Origin of the sequence: Lentzea sp. HUAS12 (assembly GCF_024125735.1) — a bacterium.
Lineage (GTDB): Bacteria > Actinomycetota > Actinomycetes > Mycobacteriales > Pseudonocardiaceae > Lentzea > Lentzea albida.
The window spans coordinates 1,912,236-1,927,274 of the sequence record NZ_CP099738.1; the positions used below are offsets into that span (position 1 = coordinate 1,912,236).

Consider the following 15,039-nt stretch of genomic DNA (forward strand, 5'->3'; position numbering starts at 1 on the left):
CTTGGACGCTCAGGCGATGTTGAGGCCTCTGTCGCGATGTCGGCTGACCGCGATCGCGGCGAAGCCGGCGCGAAAGAGCATGAGATCGGGAGCGTTGGCCGGATCCCATCCTGTGAGCTGCGAGATGCGGTTCATGCGGTAGTCGAGTGTGCTCCGGTGCACGAACAGGCGTCGTGCGGCCTCATTGCGGTTGCCGTTGGTGTGGAAGAGAACCTCGAGGGTGCGCACCAGGACGTCGTGGTGCAGCACCTTGGACACCACCGACACGAGTGAGCTCTCCGCCTCGCCGTCCTGCACCGCCAGCAGCTCGAGGAACACGTTCCGGCGCTCGTAGATCCCAGGCGGATAGGCGAGCGCCTGGGTGATGACCGCGATCCTGCGAGCCTGCTCCTGTGCGCCGTCGCCGCTTGTCGAACCGGTGGAGTCGGCGACGCCGGTCCAGTGACTCTCCTCGAGTCCGGGATGGAGCTCGGCCAGGAGTCGTTTGGACGCCTCGACGTCCGCGGCGATGAGCAGCCTCCCCGACGAGGAGGTACCGATGCTGAGCACCTTGTCGGCGGCCGCCACCCCGCGGCTCTGCGCTGATCTCGGAGGTGGCGTGATCTCCGCGTAGCTCGTCGTCAGCCTCGTGCCGAGGCGGTGAGCCGACTGCAGGTGAAAGCCGAGGAAGAAGGCTTGGAGCAGTTCGTCGACCAGATCTCCGACGAGGCTGAGCCCCGCTGGAAACTGCTCGTGCACGATCCTCGTGAGCAGGAACCGGAGCTGAGCCAGTCCGGTGTGGACGGAGCGTCCGGACTCGGCGAACGCTTCGCCGGCCTCGAGTGCGACGTCCGTGAAGCGCGTGGTGACCACGGCACCCCCTGCTCGAGGTTCCTCGAGCAAGCAGGCCAGCGACGATCGGAGGCGGTGCTCGAGATCTGAGGGAAGGACAGTGGCGGGAGCGGGCGCGCGCAGGTGCCGCTCGAAGCTGTTGTCGTGACCGTTCACGCGGCACCTGCCTCTTCTCCTGCACCACGGTCGCCCGTGCGTACAGTGCATCTCCTGACGCTGACGTGCAAGCATTGCATCGCTATTGCAAATTATACGCCGACATGGTTGGGTTCTGATCGAGTGAGATACCGACCAGCTGGCCAGACTGTGTGTTGAGCTGCGTTCATCGGTCGAAGAGTTCTGGGCAGAGCTGTTGCTGACAACTGTGAAAGCTTTGTAGCGTGAATGGTGTCAAATCAGCGCAGGCGTCAATCGCCCCGGCCTTCGGTGTGGTGCGCGCGATCGCGACTGGAGGACTCTTGAAGCGTGTCGCACTGATCACCGGTACCTCGTCGGGAATCGGCCTCGCGGTCGCGGTGGACGCGGCGCGAGCTGGATACCAGACGATCGCCACCATGCGGGACACGGCGAGATCCGCAGCGCTCCTGACCGCGGCCGAAGCCGCCGGCGTGGAGGTCGAGGTCCGTCGTCTCGACGTCGTCGACAGGGCTTCCGTGGCGGGAACGGTATCGGAAGTGGTCGCGGAACACGGCCGGCTCGACGTTGTCGTGAACAACGCGGGCCAAGGCCACGTCGGCACCGTGGAGGTGGACTCGGTCGACGATTTCCGGCGGATGATGGAGATCAACTTCTTCGGCGTGGTCCAGGTGACCAAGGCGGTCATGCCGCACCTGCGCGAGAGTGGCGGGCGCTTGGTGACAGTCAGCAGCGTCGGGGGCGTGATCGGGCAACCTTTCAACGAGGCGTACTGCGCCGCGAAGTTCGCAGTCGAGGGAATGATGGAGTCGTTGGCTCCGTTGGCCGCAGCGCACGGTGTGCGCATCACCGTCGTCGAACCAGGTGCGGTGCGGTCGAGCTTCGTCGCGAACGCGGGGCGGCCAGGCGGAGCCGATGTGTCGGATGCCGGGGCGTCGGCGGGGTTCGGCATCTACGCGGAGGAGCTTCGGCACTACCTGAGGCGGGCGTCCGCAGCCTTCTCGCAGGCTCAGACACCCGACGAGGTGGCCGGCAGGGTGATGGAGGTGCTCGCGTCGGATGCTCCACCCTTCCGGCTGCAGACCTCCCGGTCGGCGCGTGAGTTCGTCGCCCTCAAGCTGGCTGATGTCGACGGTGAGTCGGTCACCGGCGCCACGGCGCGGTGGTTGAGCTGACCATCGGTCGTGTCCCGCGAAGGGTCACGACCGGCACGTCATCCGTTGGACAGCGTCCTCATCGCGCGGTCGTCGTGTGCGGTGTTCCTGGTCTTCGTCAGGTCTGTGACCGTGTCGCGATCTGGCGCCGGCTGCCGAGAAGGACCGCGTCTCCCACAGCGCGATCGGTCAGCGGCGGGCGGTTCCGGTGATGCGCGCGTAACCGATCACGTGTGAGGACATGGTGAACGAGGTGACGGCGGGAGATGCGGACGCGGGCAGTTCGAGCGTTGGCACGTCGAGTGCGTGCACCGTGAACTCGTAGCGGTGTTGGAGATCACCGTTCGGTGGGCAGGGGCCGAGGTAGCCGGGCTGGCCGGCGTCCGAGGTTCCCGTGATCGCACCGGACGTGAACGCGGTTTCGGTGCTGGTGCGGTCGGAGGGGATGTCCCGGACGACCCAGTGCCAGAATCCGGATCCTGTAGGAGCGTCCGGATCGAACATGGTGATGGCGTAACTCCGTGTGCCCTGTGGTGCACCGGTCCACGTCAAGTCGACCTGCCGGTTGGCGCCCGTGCAGCCGAAGGTACCGGCCCAGGTGTCGGCCGGTAGTGCCTCACCGTCGCGGAAGTCCGGACTGGTCACGGTGAACCGGGCGGTGGAGTCCTTCACCGCCTTGCGGATCTGGGCGTAGCCGAATCCCGCCTGGTCGGCCGGTGCCGAGGGCTGCGTCGGAGGCGTATGTGGTTCGGTGCTGCCACACGCGGTGAGGGCGGTCAGCGCGGCTGCGGTGGCTGCTGCGGCAATCCGTTCGCGAAGGGACTTGTTCATCGGATCCTCCTGGGATCGGGGAGCGGATGAACAGATGATCGGGATTTCGCGGGGCTGCGGGGAAGTCTCTCCGGATGCTGGTAGTCGTGATACCACCCTCCACTCTGGACACGAGGCGGTGGTCGAGCGAGAGTGGGAGGATGGTGGCGAAACGAGTGGGGCGCAACGAGGAGTTGGCGCAGTTCCTGAGAGCGATGCGGGCGCGGGTGCGTCCGGAGGACGTGGGGTTCGTCGGAGGTGGTCGCCGCCGGACGTCAGGTCTGCGTCGCCAGGAAGTCGCTCAACTGGCCGCCGTCAGCGTCGAGTGGTACGTCCGGCTGGAACAGGGGTGGGCGAGCGCGCCGAGCGTGGCTGTGCTGGACGGTCTTGCTCGGGCGCTGCGGCTGTCGTCCGCCGAGCGCCGGCACCTGCACGTGATCGCCAGGGGCGAGGCGCCTGTGGCCAGCCCGAAGGCTTTGCCCGTCGCCAGCTCGTTGCGCATGTTGATGGACGGCATGCCACTCCTGCCTGCGTATCTCATCGACTTCCGATTCGACGTCCTGGCCCGCAACAGCGCCGCAGCGGCTCTGTTCGGCGAGGACTTCGGCTCAGGCGACACCGACAACGTGGCGCGGATGCTGTTCCTCGCAACACACATGCGGGAGATGCAACTGGAGTGGACTCAGGTCGCTCGCGAGGCGGTGGGCAACCTGCGCGCCGCACTGGGCCGTTGCCCCGGCGACTCGCGGCTGCTGGAGGTGATCGGGGAACTGAAGACCGCCAGTCCGGAGTTCGTTCGGTGGTGGGACGATCACACGATCAGGGAACGTGCTCATGGCACGAAACGCATCACTCACCAGTCGGTCGGTGACCTGACCGTCCACTACGACACCCTGGTCACCGCGAACGAGGCCTCGCAGAGCCTGGTGGTGCTCACCCCCGCTGACAGCGCGTCCGAGCGGTGCCTGCGTGTTCTGATGGTCGATCAGGCCGGCTCACTCGATCGGCCCGGTCTGCACGCTTTCCCCGCTCGCGTCAGGCATCCCTTGGTGCCGAGTGGAGGCGTTCCCTCGGAGCGCGCGCCCGGTCAGCGTGCTGTCGCAGGAGTCCGGGCACCGAGCCCGTCGACCTCCTCGTGTGCGGACCCGTCGCGGTGAACCGCCGAGGCGTCCGGCCGGGCGAGGACGCGGGATGCGCCGACATCGAGGTCGCCCTGCGGCGGGAGGCAGGACTGATCAGCTGCCTCTATGTCACTGATGCGACCGGACCAAAGCTTCAGGCCACGAGCACGGCCTGACCGGTCTGGCGGCCGACGTAGGACTGTAAGAAGAGCGGTGTAACTCCCGATCATGGAAGTACACCTGATGACCGAAATGATGTCCGGCGTGGAGAACGCCGGGACTCGAAGCCCGCAGCCGGTCTGGATGGCCTGGACGAGCAGCTCGTCGTGCAGCTGCTGAGCGCGGGCTCCAGCAGCCGCTTGGTCAGCTGCTGCAGCACCTCACCCTCACCGGTCAGCTTCCATCCGCTGGCCTCGGCGCTGCTCCACCCGACCGGAGACGCAGGTTGCAGATCCGTATGTCGTCGGCGAGTGCTTGGCGGCTTGATCAACAAGGACGAACCTGCATAAGCATGGTCCCTAGGTCAGGCACGTTGAGCCATATTTTGGCACCCGACAGGAGAACAAGATCGTGTTTCTCCTTACCTCGCCCAGGCCACCCGGTCGGAGCGGTGGCCGGAGCCTGGGGGCATGCTGACGACCATGAATCGTGAGCACGACGTCGTCGTCTTCGGCGCTACCGGGTTCGTGGGGGCGCTGACGGCCGCATACCTGGCCCGGCACGCGCCCGAGGGCGTGCGATTCGCGCTGGCAGGGCGGTCCGCGGACAAGCTCGTCGCCACCAGGGCCGGGTTGCCTGCGGCGGCGCGGGAGTGGCCGCTGGTCGTCGCCGACTCTGGGGACCCGGTCGCGCTGGCGGCGCTGGCCGCGTCGACGCGGGTGCTCGCCACCACCGTCGGCCCGTATGCGCGTTATGGGCTCCCGGTCGTCGAGGCGTGCGCGCGGGCCGGCACGCACTACGCGGATCTGACCGGTGAGGTGTTGTTCGTCCGCGCTGCGATCGACGCCGTGCACGAGCTGGCCCTGGAGTCCGGAGCCCGGATCGTGCATGCCTGCGGCTACGACTCGATCCCGTCCGACCTGGGCATGTTGTTGCTGCACGAGCGGGCCGTGGCCGACGGCGCGGGTCCGCTCACCGACGTGCGGTTGGTGGCTGCGGTCCGCGGCGGTTTCAGCGGCGGCACGATCGACTCGCTGCGGGCGCAGATCGAGGCCTACGAGAGCAATCCCGGCCTGCGCCGCGTTGCCGCCGATCCGCATGCGCTCAGTCCCGACCGCGCAGCGGAGCCGACGCCCGCCCAGCCCCGTGACGCGGGGATGCCCTCCCGCGCCGCCGACGGGACGTGGCAGGCGCCGTTCGTGATGGCCCCGTTCAACACCCGCATCGTGCGGCGCAGCAACGCCCTGCTCGACTGGGCCTACGGGCCGCAGCTGCGCTACGGCGAGGTAATGGGCGCGGGGAAGGGCGTCACCGGAGCGGTCATGGCGGCCGGTATCACCGGTGGGCTGGCCGGGCTGGTCGGCGCGATGTCGGTCAAGCCCGTCCGTGGCCTGCTCGACCGGGTGCTGCCCGCGCCCGGTACCGGGCCCAGCGAACAGGCTCGTGCGAAGGGCTGGTTCCGTTCGGTGCTGCACGCCACCACCGGCTCGGGGCGCCGCTACCGGGCCACGGTCGCCGGACCAGGTGATCCCGGCTACGCCGCCACGGCCGTCATGCTCGGGCAGAGCGCCCTCTGCCTGGCCCTCGACGACCTCCCGCAGCGGTCCGGCTCTCTCACGCCCGCGACGGCCATGGGCAGGCCTCTGATCGATCGCCTGCGGCTCGCCGGCCACACCTACGACGTCACGACTGCCTGACCCACGCCGCCGTGGGGTGGATGCTTCTTGCGGCCTCGGGAAGCGTGTCCTGGTCGTGGCCCGGAAGCCTCGGACGGATGGTTCTCGGTGTCGATGCGTTATGCGGGCCTTGAGGGAGGTTGATTCAGGCGAGCACGTCGAGCCTGGTTTGAGTGGCCCGTGTGGGAGAACTCCGGGCTGGGGCAGAGGCCGGCGCCCACCTCGCACGGCGCAGGCGAGCTCACCGCCGACATGGGGCGGCTGCAATCTGGAAGGGGTCTGCAGCACGGGTAGGTGATATCTGAGTTGGCTTGCCGCATTCACCGTGATGCCAGATAGCAGCGGCCCCGGACCAACTCGGTCCGGGGCCGCTGCTATCCGGCATCGTCTACTTGCCCAGGGTCTCGTGAGAGCTCAGGGGCGTGACGCCGATTGGTGTGAACACGAACGCCAAGGTCGACTGGTCGCGCACCACGACGGTCATGTCGTAGAAGCCCGCGACGTTGATGGTGGTGCGGGTCTGGGTGAGTGTGGATAGCTTCGGAAGGGCGTCCAAGCGGAACGCTTCGGCGGCCTCGGGTGAGAGCTGGTGCAGTGAGGTGCCGACGCCGCTGAGAAGCCGGGCTGGGGTGCTGATGGCGCCGGCGGAGCCGGTCACGTGCACGGTCACCGCTTCTACCTTGCTGAACGCGCTCGTCTGCGGCTTCACGAAGATGTCGATGCCGGACGCGACGCGCCCGCCGAAGACCCCACCCGGTTGAACGGTGGTTGGCAGTGGCTGCCCGCCTTCTTGGAGGAGGGGGAGCTGCACATTCAGTGCGGTGATCACGTCGTTTGCCGAGGCCGTGAAGGACGCCGCCGACACCGCGGTGGTGGTCGCAGTGGCGTTCGTTGTGGTCGTGGACGAGCTCGCGGATGGTGTCGCCGATTGCTGGTCTCCGGCTCCACATGCCGTCAATCCCAGCACGAGGCAGGCGACAAGAAACGATCGTTGCGACACGAGGGCGGCTCCGCTCAGTTGGTGACGACGGGCCTGTCGCATCGGGCCGCGGCGGTGTTACCGCACTACTGCAGCCGTCGTAACTTGATCGACAATGCCACGCACCGCAAGCAGTGGCGCGCGATACTACTGGCGATCGAGCAACGCCTGGTGCTCGCCGACGCCCGCTCGGAGTGTTGGCCGACGAACTGTCGGATTACCTGTTCGCGCGGTCAACATGGCACGTCGGATCGCTGATGACGCTGATCAACCGCGGCTGTCAGCGCGCCGTGCGCATCGGCACCGAGTTCTTGGACCAGGCCATGCTCAACTGCGTGAAGAACGACGCTGCGGCGGTGCCGGCCGCCGCGAGCTCGAAGCCGCGTTCGCCGCGCGCCGCCTTAACGGTTGGATCGGTTGGCAGAGCCTTTCGGCACGCACACGGACGATCATGGCTCGAGTAGTTGTGCTGCCCTGTGCGTGCCGAGAACTACGTCCGTGCAGGTCAGCAGGAATCGACATGTTGCCGAATCATCATCGGGCATGATCGCGGCCGTGCTGGTCCGCTTCGCCTACCTTGCCGTCTCTCAAGCCTTTGCCGCGCTGTGGCTCTTGCGCATGACCGATCGGGAGAAGGACGTGGAGATCCTCGCGTTACGCCACCAACTCGCGGTCCTGCGCCGGCAACTCGGCAATCAGCGCCCACGATTGTGGCCTGAGGACAGGGCGTTGCTCGGAGCCTTGCTCGTACCCTTGGCTCGCGCGTCGCTGCGCCGGCTTCGGCTGTTGGTCAGCCCGGACACGGTGCTGAGGTGGCATCGCGACCTGATCAAGCGGCGCCACGCTCGCGTGAGCGTGAACCGGGCGTCCGGACGCCCGCGCACTGTCGCTTCGATCCGACGCCTCGTCCTACGTCTGGCGGCCGAGAACCCGTCGTGGGGGTATCGACGTATTCACGGTGAACTCGCGCTGCTCGGTGTCGCGATCGCCGCATCGACGGTGTGGGAGATCCTCAAGACCGCCGGCGTGGATCCGGCCCCGCGTCGGACGACCGTTACCTGGGCGGAGTTCCTGCGTTCGCAGGCGGAGGCGATCCTGGCGATGGATTTCGTCGAGACGGTCACGCTGACCGGTCAGCGCCAGTACATTCTCGCGGTCATCCACCACGCCAGCCGGCGTGTATGGATCGCCGGCACGACCGCGCACCCGAACCATGCCTGGGTGAACCAGGCGGTCCGCAACTTACTCATGGATTTCGAGGGCAACGGATATGTCGCGCGGATCAGGTTCCTTATTCGCGACCGTGACGGCAAGTACCCGGCACTGATCAGAGAGATCCTCGGCGGCGCTGGGATCGCGACGATTCTGACCGGTGTGCGGGTGCCCCGCACGAACGCGATCATGGAACGCTGGGTCAAGTCGCTGCGCGGCGAGCTTCTCGATCGCACACTGATCTGGAACGAAGCCCATCTCCGACACGCGCTACGCGAGTACGAACGGCACTACAACGAGAACCGCACCCACCGATCACTCGCCGCCGCAGCACCCTTGCGAGCCCGACTGCAACCCCTTGGACCTGACCGGATCGAACGCCTTGCGGTACTCCGACGGGACCGTCTCGGTGGAGTCCTCCACGAGTATCGGCATACCGCTTGACCTGTGCGGACGTAATTTCCGGCACGCACAGGCCGGACACGCGCAGACTGGCGACTACCGAGAGCATGTCGTGCAGCAGCGGTCGAGCTGGTGCCGCCTCGGGCGCGTCACGAGATCCGGCCGTCCGGCCGGAAGTGGAAGCGCTGGGCCGGCCTCGTATCCGCTTCGCGGACGTGGTCTCCGTCGGCGTCGTTCTCTTCTTGCAACACCGTTCATCGGAGTTCCCGCATGACCACGTCCGAGCCACTGACCACCGACTCCGAATCCAGGCGCGCGTGCGCCGTCTGCCCCCACCCGTGGGAGGAACACGACCCCCTCGGTGTGCGGTACTGCGCCGCTACCGCGGCCACCGCGTTGTCCCGGGGATGTATCTGCTCATGACGGCCACCGGCGTGTTCACCACCGAGCGGCTCACCCTGCGCCCGTGGCGGATCGAGGACGCACCCGCGGCGCTGGAGGTCTACGGCCACGCCGAGGTGACCCGCTGGCTGAGCCCGGAGATGGACCAGGTCCGGGACCACGCGGCGAAGATCGGGACGAACGCGCCGATGAACACCAGCGCTGCCAACGGAACCGCCAGTGGCACGCCGAGCACGGCCAGCCCGATGCCGATGCCGAGCGCGTCCACCACGGCGACCGCCCCGGTCGCGCGGATGTAGCTGACCAGAGCGGCCAGACCGCGCCTGCCCGCGACGTCGACCCTGCGCCGGGGGACGGCGGGGACGACGCGGATGAGGAACTGCCAGATCCTCGGCCCGTCGTAGAGGAAGAACACGAGTGCGAACAGCACGAGCAGCATCTCGACGAGGGTCTCGGCGACCGTCGCGGCCGTCGTGAGCGCGCCCGACGTGATACCGGACTGGTTGTCCTGCAGGGTTTTCACGGCCCGGTCGGCGAACTCGCTCAACTGGTTCTCGCTGAGGTGCAGGGGACCGCTGACGAGCCAGCCGGACACGGCGTCGACGCTGCGGACGAGCTGCGCCGCGAGGTCCGGTACACCGTTGACGAACGTCGTCACGACGAACGTGAGCAGCCCGCCGAGCACGACGAGTCCGCCCACGACCACCGCCAGGGTCGCGAGACCGCGGGGAATCCGTTTCGACATGAGGAAACCGACCGCCGGTGCGAGCAACGCTGCCAGCAGCAACGCGATCGCGAGCGGCACGACCAGCGACGCCAGCCCGCCGATGACGTAGAGCGAGGCCACCACGACCAGGAAGCGCCAGCCCAGTGCCGCGCCGGTGCGCAGCACCGGGGGAATCGCGGTTCGGGTGGGCGACGGGTGCTCGCGCTCGATGCTGACGACGGCTGTACCTCCGGTGTCGGTCGCCGGCGCCGGGGTCTGGGGTCATCGGTGAGGACGTCGGTGTGCCCGCACGCCTCGGTACGGAATTCCCCTGCGATCTGGGCCACAAACCCGGACGGGCTGTGGCGAAGTCGGTGGTTGGGGTCCGCCGCCGGGGGCATCCGGGGTCTACGTCCCACTTGAGATTCAGGTGGGGGGAGAGGACGACATGGGCACCGACGACAAGTTCGACGCCAAGGCCGACCAGGTCAAGGGCAAGGTCGAGGAAGTCGTGGGAGACGCGACCGACGACCAGGGCCTGGAGAACGAGGGCAAGGCGGACCAGGCGAAGGGCAACCTGAAGGAGTCGGCCGAGAAGGTCAAGGACATCTTCAAGAAGAGCTGACCGGTTCCTGTCGCTCCACGGGAGCGTGCGTCCCCCGGCGCACGCTCTCTCCAGGGCCGTCAGCCGAGCACATCGGCACCGGCCAGTCCTGCCACCAGCACCACCGCGCCCACGACGACGGCGAACACTTCGACCGCCACGAGCCGCTTCCCGGCCCAGCGGGCGAATCCGATGTTCACCAGGACGTGCGCGGACGCGGTCACCGCCACCCACCACAGCCCGGCGCTCAGCAGCAGGGTCGCCCCGAGGTGGAACGAGATCGCCGTGACGCCGCGCACCGCGCTGTGGAGCGGATGCGTGCTGACGAACCCACCCTGTGCTTTGAGCTGTTCAGCCGCCTGCCGGCCGACGGGCCAGCTGAACTTCGGCAGCTCGGTGGCGGCGGTGAAGACGAGCTGGGCCAGCGCCCAGCCGAACCCTGCCCAGAGCGCCGACTCCACACCGCTGACGGCGACCAGGACCACAGCGAGCCGGACCACCTCGTCGGTGGCGCCGGACACCAGCGCGATGATGGTCTCGCGCCGTCGGAGGGCGTGCAGCCTCCCGGCGGAACCCAGCACCGGCAGCCGGGCCGCCAGGGCGACGAACCAGCCGAGCGCCCCCAGCAGCACGACGCCCGCGTGGTCGGCACCGAGCACCACCGCCAGCACCACGGCGAGGAGCGCGAGCAGGGCCATCACCACGGCGGCGCCCGCGCGAATCCTCCCCGTGATCCGGGTGGAGCTCTGGGCGGGTCCCTCTTCGTTCACCGAGTCGTTGATGGCCCGACGCTACTCCACCGCCGCGCGGCCGGTGTCGTCGATCATCCACAGTGGACTGGATCGTCTTGTCCGGGAGGTCGTGCGGCCCGCAGCGCTTTCGGAAGTTCCGCGCAGGGGTGTACCGTTTCCGGCACGTGCCCTGGACCCCGGCGTAGCGTCAGCCGTCGAGGAAGGCTCCCAGGTGCACACCGATCTCACCAGCGCCGCAGGCTCGCGGGCCGTTCAGGCAAGCAGTCGCCCCACCGACCTTCTCGCCATCGCCGAGTGGACCGCCCCCACAGGAGCGGTCGTCCTCGCCGTGCACGGCGAGGTGGACACGAGCAGCTGCTCAGTGCTGCACAACCGGATCGACGAACAGCTGCGGTCCGACCATCACCTGGTCCTCGACCTCGGCGAGGTGGATCTCCTCTGCGCGGCCGGACTCACCGTCCTGGTCGTCGTCAGGGAGAGGGCGCAGCTGAGGGGCACGGTGCTGTGCGTCGTCGCGCGCACTCGGCCGGTGCGGCTGCCGCTGATCATCACCGGGTTGACGGGTGTGCTGGACCTCCACCTCGACGTGGACGAGGCGCTGGCGTGCGGGCGCGCCCGTCTCACCAGCGAGGATGCGGTTTGCTGATCCTCGTCAGCCCGGAGACCGCCGGTGAGCGCTCGGTGACCTGCCTGGCGACGTCCGACAGCAGCTGACCGGTGTTGCGCGCGTAGTTGCGCATGAGGGACAAGGCGTCCGCGACACCGATCTCGAGCCGCTCGGTCAGCAGGCCTTTGGCCTGCTCGATCACGACGAGGTCGGACAGCGCCGTCTCCAGGTGCTCGGCTACCGCCCGGGTGGCCGCGCCCGGACGCACCTGGAACAGGCTGATCGTCGCCACGTTCGCGAAGGACCGCGCGAGGGTTTCCGCCTCGGCGGGCAACGCGCCCGCTGACGTCCGGAACAGGTTGAGCGAACCGACCACCTCGCCGCGCAGGCGCATGGGTACGGTGTCGACCGCGAGGAACCCGAGCTTCACCGCCGCGGAGGCGAACCGGGGCCAGCGCGGTGGCAGCGCTCTCAGGTCGGGGCACCGCACCGTCTGTCCTGAGTGGAACGACTCCTCGGACGGTCCGTCCGCGCTCTGCAGGAGGAAGTGCTCGAGCGGACGAGCCAGCCTGCTGGACGCGGCCACCAGTTCGAGCGCTCCGTGCTCGTCGGCCAGCAGGATTCCCGCCGCGTCCACCGGCAGCAGCCGGACGCTGCGCTCGGCCAGGAGGTGCAGGAACTCGATGCTGTCGAAACGCTCCACGAGCGCATCGGCGAGTTCGATGAACATTTGTGCCACCTGGTGGTCCGGCACCTCGGTCACCTCTCAGTCGTCGTGGTCGCCACTCCCGCTGACTGATCCGGCACCGAGGTCTCACCACGTTCGCCCGCGGCGCTCACCGACGTCTTCTCACGAGAGCGGAGCTGCCGCTGGGTCCTGGCGGTTTTCCCAGCTTAGCGCCGAAAGCGCGGGCCGGACACTCTTCGGCGACTTCTCGTGGATCCGCACCGGGCCGCGCCGACAGCCGAGCCGGAGCCGTGCGGCCGAACGGTCGAGTTCTGACGGGAGAACGGAACTCGGAAATAGTGGGCTCACAATCGGTCTGGTGCAGGAAAAGCGTGTAGGGTCATTTTTGCCGAGAACATTTCGCATCTGTGCGGTCAAGCTCAGGTCGTGCTCGGCGAAACCTCAACCGGCCATTTTTTTCCGGCCGGAGACGGGAGTTCCGGCATGACGTCGGCTCCGCACCAGTCCATCGCCCCACCGGCCGTCACGGCCACCGAGCGGCCTCGGCACCACCAACTGCGACTGCGGTTGCGGCCGAAGGCGCTCACCACGGGATATGTCGACGGTGCGTGGTGGCCGCGTTCCCGGGACCTCGCCGCCGAACTGCCCGCACTGCTCGCGGTGCTGGCAGTTCGGCTGGGCGACATCCCGCGGGTGAGCTACACCCTGACGGACTGGGACATGGCCCCGCGTCAGATCGCGGTGGACGGCGTCCGCGTCCGCCTCAGCGGGTTCTGGTCCCGGCCGGCGCACACCCTGGACCTCGTCGCGGGTGACCGGCGCCGCATCGCGTTGCTCGTCGTCCCACCGGACACCGAGCCGTCCGCCGCCCACCACACGATGATGTCCGCCGTCCAGCGCGACAACGCCGACACCGTCGAGGCCCTGCTCCGCACCGGCGTCCGGAGGTCCGAGGAGGCCGAGGGGTCCACTGTGGACAACTGGGAGGGCGAGGGCGGCCGGATACCCCAGCAGAAGACGAGAGAAGCACGATGACCGAACCGACTTCCACCTTCACCTCCTCCTACGAGCGCCGGCTCAAGGTGGTGGAGGACGTGCTGACCGGCCGCACCGAGCTCGGCGACAAGGCCGCGCGGGACCTGGCCGTGCACGTGTTGCGCGCGCTCGACCACGTCCCCGAGCGGGTGCGTTGACCTCCCGCCACAGCGGCGAGGCGCGATCGACGCGGGGCACTCGCCTGCTCCGCGTCGGTTGTGCGTTCACCTACCGTGCCGAGGTGCCCACACCGGCGGTCTTCATGGTGAGACCGGACCGGCAGAACCACGTGCGGGTGAGCGGCGAGAACCTGTTCGCCGAGCCCGAGGTTCCCGTGCGCGACCACTTCGACGTGTACGGCAACTGGCTCGCGCGTCTGGTGCTGCCGCCCGGACTGTCCACAGTGCGCTATTCGGCCTGGGCGGACGTGCCCGATCACGTCGAGGACGTCGACGAGAACGCTCCGGAGAGGTGGCCCGACGACCTCCCCGGCGAAGTGCTGCTGTACACGTTGCCCAGCCGCTACTGCGTGTCCGACGTGCTCGGCGACGAGGCCTGGTCGAGGTTCGGCGCGCATCCGCCGGGCTACGGCAGGGTCCGGGCGATCTGCCGGCACGTGCACGAGTCACTGGAGTTCGGGTACGGCACCTCCACGGTGTTGTCCACCGCGGCCGACGTCAACGCCACGGGGATCGGGGTGTGCCGGGACTTCACGCACCTGGCGATCTCGTTCTGCCGTGCTCTCAACATTCCCGCCCGCTACGTGTTCGGCTACCTGCCCGACCTGGACGTGCCGCCGGACGGCGCGCCGATGGACTTCGCGGCGTGGATGGAGGTCTGGCTGGGAGACCGCTGGTGGACCTTCGACCCGCGCAACGGCGTGCCCCGCAAGGGCAGGGTCGTGATCGGCAGAGGCAGGGATGCCGCGGACGTCCCCATGGTCACCACCTTCGGAGGCCCTGTGCTGGAGTCGATGGTCGTCCACGCCGAGGAGGACAATGCTCCCGCCTGGCGATGAGGCCGCCGGCTGTCACGACCTGCCGGCCGTCAGCACGGTCGTGTCGATCGTGCCGTCGACGACGTCCTGTGCCACCAGGCTCAGGTGCAGGCGGTTGCTCCTCGCGTGGTGGCGCAGGAGGTCGAACGCCTCGCCCATGTCGACCTGCAGGCGCTCGGCGAGCACACCTTTGGCCTGCTCGATGAGGACCCTGCTCCGCAGGGCGTGCCGCAGCTGCTCCGCGAGCAGCTCCCGGCCACTGATGATCTGTGACTGGAGCAGGCCGATGGTGGCCACGTCCGCCATCGCCCTCGCCACCCTGGCCCGCGTGTCGCCGAGCGCGCTGTCCGCGACGGTGAAGAGGTTCAGCGCGCCCACCGTCTGCTCGCGCAGCCGCATCGGCACGGCGTGCACCGCGCCGAACCCCGCCGTCACCGCCGCCGCGGAGAACTCCGGCCACCGCTGGCGCGGCTCGCTGAACCCGGCGACCGTGAGCGGTTCGCTGCTCAGGTAACACTCCATGCACGGGCCCTGCCTGTGCTGCAGCTCGAACAGTTCCAGCACGCGCGCACGTTCGCTGGAGGCACCGACCACCTGCAGTTCGCCTTGGTCGTCGACGAGCAGGATGCCGGCCGCGTCCACTCCCAGGGTCGTGACGCAGCGGTCAGCCAGCAGGTGCATGAACTCGACCGGGTCGAAGTCCGCGACCAGGGTGTCGGCGAGCTCGACGAACGTCTCGGCCAGGTTCTCCACGAGCATGTGAGCCACC

The 15,039-nt window shown here is 68.4% G+C and carries 18 protein-coding genes; 11 read left to right on the plus strand and 7 right to left on the minus strand.

Annotation, left to right across the window (positions count from 1 at the left end; all coding sequences use genetic code 11):
- Positions 1-9: 9 nt before the first annotated feature.
- Complete coding sequence (locus ND450_RS07995; RefSeq protein ID WP_253325523.1) at positions 10-852, minus strand: CdaR family transcriptional regulator; 843 nt, start codon at positions 850-852, stop codon at positions 10-12.
- Positions 853-1,289: 437 nt separating this feature from the next.
- Here ND450_RS07995 and ND450_RS08000 point away from each other — a divergent pair, with 437 nt between their 5' ends.
- Positions 1,290-2,141 (plus strand): SDR family oxidoreductase, encoded by an 852-nt coding sequence (locus ND450_RS08000; RefSeq protein ID WP_253325524.1) that lies wholly within the window; start codon positions 1,290-1,292, stop codon positions 2,139-2,141.
- A gap of 168 nt (positions 2,142-2,309) precedes the next feature.
- On the opposite strand, the gene ND450_RS08005 is transcribed toward ND450_RS08000, so the two are convergent.
- Entirely contained in the window at positions 2,310-2,951 is a 642-nt protein-coding gene (locus ND450_RS08005) for a YbhB/YbcL family Raf kinase inhibitor-like protein (RefSeq protein WP_253325525.1), read from the minus strand.
- 140 nt (positions 2,952-3,091) lie between these two features.
- Between ND450_RS08005 and ND450_RS08010 the strand changes: the two genes are divergently transcribed.
- Together ND450_RS08010 and ND450_RS08020 are read left to right on the plus strand one after the other, a co-directional pair.
- Positions 3,092-4,087 carry a helix-turn-helix transcriptional regulator gene (locus tag ND450_RS08010; protein ID WP_256557464.1) on the plus strand — a complete coding sequence of 332 codons (996 nt, stop codon included), beginning with the start codon at positions 3,092-3,094 and terminating at the stop codon, positions 4,085-4,087.
- 605 nt (positions 4,088-4,692) lie between these two features.
- Positions 4,693-5,907, plus strand: a complete 1,215-nt coding sequence (locus tag ND450_RS08020) for a trans-acting enoyl reductase family protein (protein WP_253325526.1) — start codon at positions 4,693-4,695, stop codon at positions 5,905-5,907.
- A 367-nt stretch (positions 5,908-6,274) separates the two neighbouring features.
- On the opposite strand, the gene ND450_RS08025 is transcribed toward ND450_RS08020, so the two are convergent.
- A complete protein-coding gene (locus ND450_RS08025; RefSeq protein ID WP_253325527.1) occupies positions 6,275-6,715 on the minus strand; it encodes a hypothetical protein in 441 nt (146 codons plus the stop codon).
- Between the two features lie 347 nt (positions 6,716-7,062).
- Between ND450_RS08025 and ND450_RS08030 the strand changes: the two genes are divergently transcribed.
- From ND450_RS08030 to ND450_RS46000, 3 genes are all read left to right on the plus strand, one after another.
- On the plus strand, positions 7,063-7,329 hold the full coding sequence (locus ND450_RS08030; RefSeq protein WP_253325528.1) for a hypothetical protein: 267 nt from the start codon (positions 7,063-7,065) through the stop codon (positions 7,327-7,329).
- A gap of 79 nt (positions 7,330-7,408) precedes the next feature.
- Positions 7,409-8,521: an integrase core domain-containing protein gene (locus ND450_RS08035; protein WP_253325529.1), complete on the plus strand. Its 1,113-nt coding sequence runs from the start codon at positions 7,409-7,411 to the stop codon at positions 8,519-8,521.
- Between the two features lie 228 nt (positions 8,522-8,749).
- Positions 8,750-8,902, plus strand: a complete 153-nt coding sequence (locus ND450_RS46000; protein ID WP_371927677.1) for an RGCVC family protein — start codon at positions 8,750-8,752, stop codon at positions 8,900-8,902.
- Positions 8,903-8,981: 79 nt separating this feature from the next.
- Here the strand turns inward: ND450_RS46000 and ND450_RS08045 are convergent, their stop codons facing one another.
- Positions 8,982-9,773: an AI-2E family transporter gene (locus tag ND450_RS08045; protein ID WP_371927678.1), complete on the minus strand. Its 792-nt coding sequence runs from the start codon at positions 9,771-9,773 to the stop codon at positions 8,982-8,984.
- 262 nt (positions 9,774-10,035) lie between these two features.
- On the opposite strand from ND450_RS08045, the gene ND450_RS08050 reads away from it, so the two are divergent.
- On the plus strand, positions 10,036-10,212 hold the full coding sequence (locus ND450_RS08050; RefSeq protein ID WP_253325530.1) for a CsbD family protein: 177 nt from the start codon (positions 10,036-10,038) through the stop codon (positions 10,210-10,212).
- 59 nt (positions 10,213-10,271) lie between these two features.
- On the opposite strand, the gene ND450_RS08055 is transcribed toward ND450_RS08050, so the two are convergent.
- The gene (locus ND450_RS08055; RefSeq protein WP_253325531.1) at positions 10,272-10,961 is read right to left on the minus strand and encodes a hypothetical protein; all 690 of its coding nucleotides are present in this window, start codon (positions 10,959-10,961) and stop codon (positions 10,272-10,274) included.
- Positions 10,962-11,154: 193 nt separating this feature from the next.
- On the opposite strand from ND450_RS08055, the gene ND450_RS08060 reads away from it, so the two are divergent.
- A complete protein-coding gene (locus ND450_RS08060) occupies positions 11,155-11,589 on the plus strand; it encodes an STAS domain-containing protein (RefSeq protein WP_253325532.1) in 435 nt (144 codons plus the stop codon).
- Here the strand turns inward: ND450_RS08060 and ND450_RS08065 are convergent.
- Complete coding sequence (locus ND450_RS08065) at positions 11,564-12,280, minus strand: GAF and ANTAR domain-containing protein (protein WP_253325533.1); 717 nt, start codon at positions 12,278-12,280, stop codon at positions 11,564-11,566. The genes ND450_RS08060 and ND450_RS08065 overlap by 26 nt on opposite strands.
- A 441-nt stretch (positions 12,281-12,721) precedes the next feature.
- Between ND450_RS08065 and ND450_RS08070 the strand changes: the two genes are divergently transcribed.
- From ND450_RS08070 to ND450_RS08080, 3 genes are all read left to right on the plus strand, one after another.
- On the plus strand, positions 12,722-13,273 hold the full coding sequence (locus tag ND450_RS08070; protein WP_253325534.1) for a DUF5994 family protein: 552 nt from the start codon (positions 12,722-12,724) through the stop codon (positions 13,271-13,273).
- Complete coding sequence (locus ND450_RS08075; protein WP_253325535.1) at positions 13,270-13,431, plus strand: DUF6307 family protein; 162 nt, start codon at positions 13,270-13,272, stop codon at positions 13,429-13,431. Before ND450_RS08070 ends, ND450_RS08075 begins: the two co-directional genes overlap by 4 nt.
- Positions 13,432-13,514: 83 nt before the next feature.
- Complete coding sequence (locus tag ND450_RS08080; protein ID WP_253325536.1) at positions 13,515-14,291, plus strand: transglutaminase family protein; 777 nt, start codon at positions 13,515-13,517, stop codon at positions 14,289-14,291.
- A gap of 12 nt (positions 14,292-14,303) precedes the next feature.
- On the opposite strand, the gene ND450_RS08085 is transcribed toward ND450_RS08080, so the two are convergent.
- Positions 14,304-15,029 carry a GAF and ANTAR domain-containing protein gene (locus ND450_RS08085; protein WP_253325537.1) on the minus strand — a complete coding sequence of 242 codons (726 nt, stop codon included), beginning with the start codon at positions 15,027-15,029 and terminating at the stop codon, positions 14,304-14,306.
- Positions 15,030-15,039 lie beyond the last annotated feature (10 nt).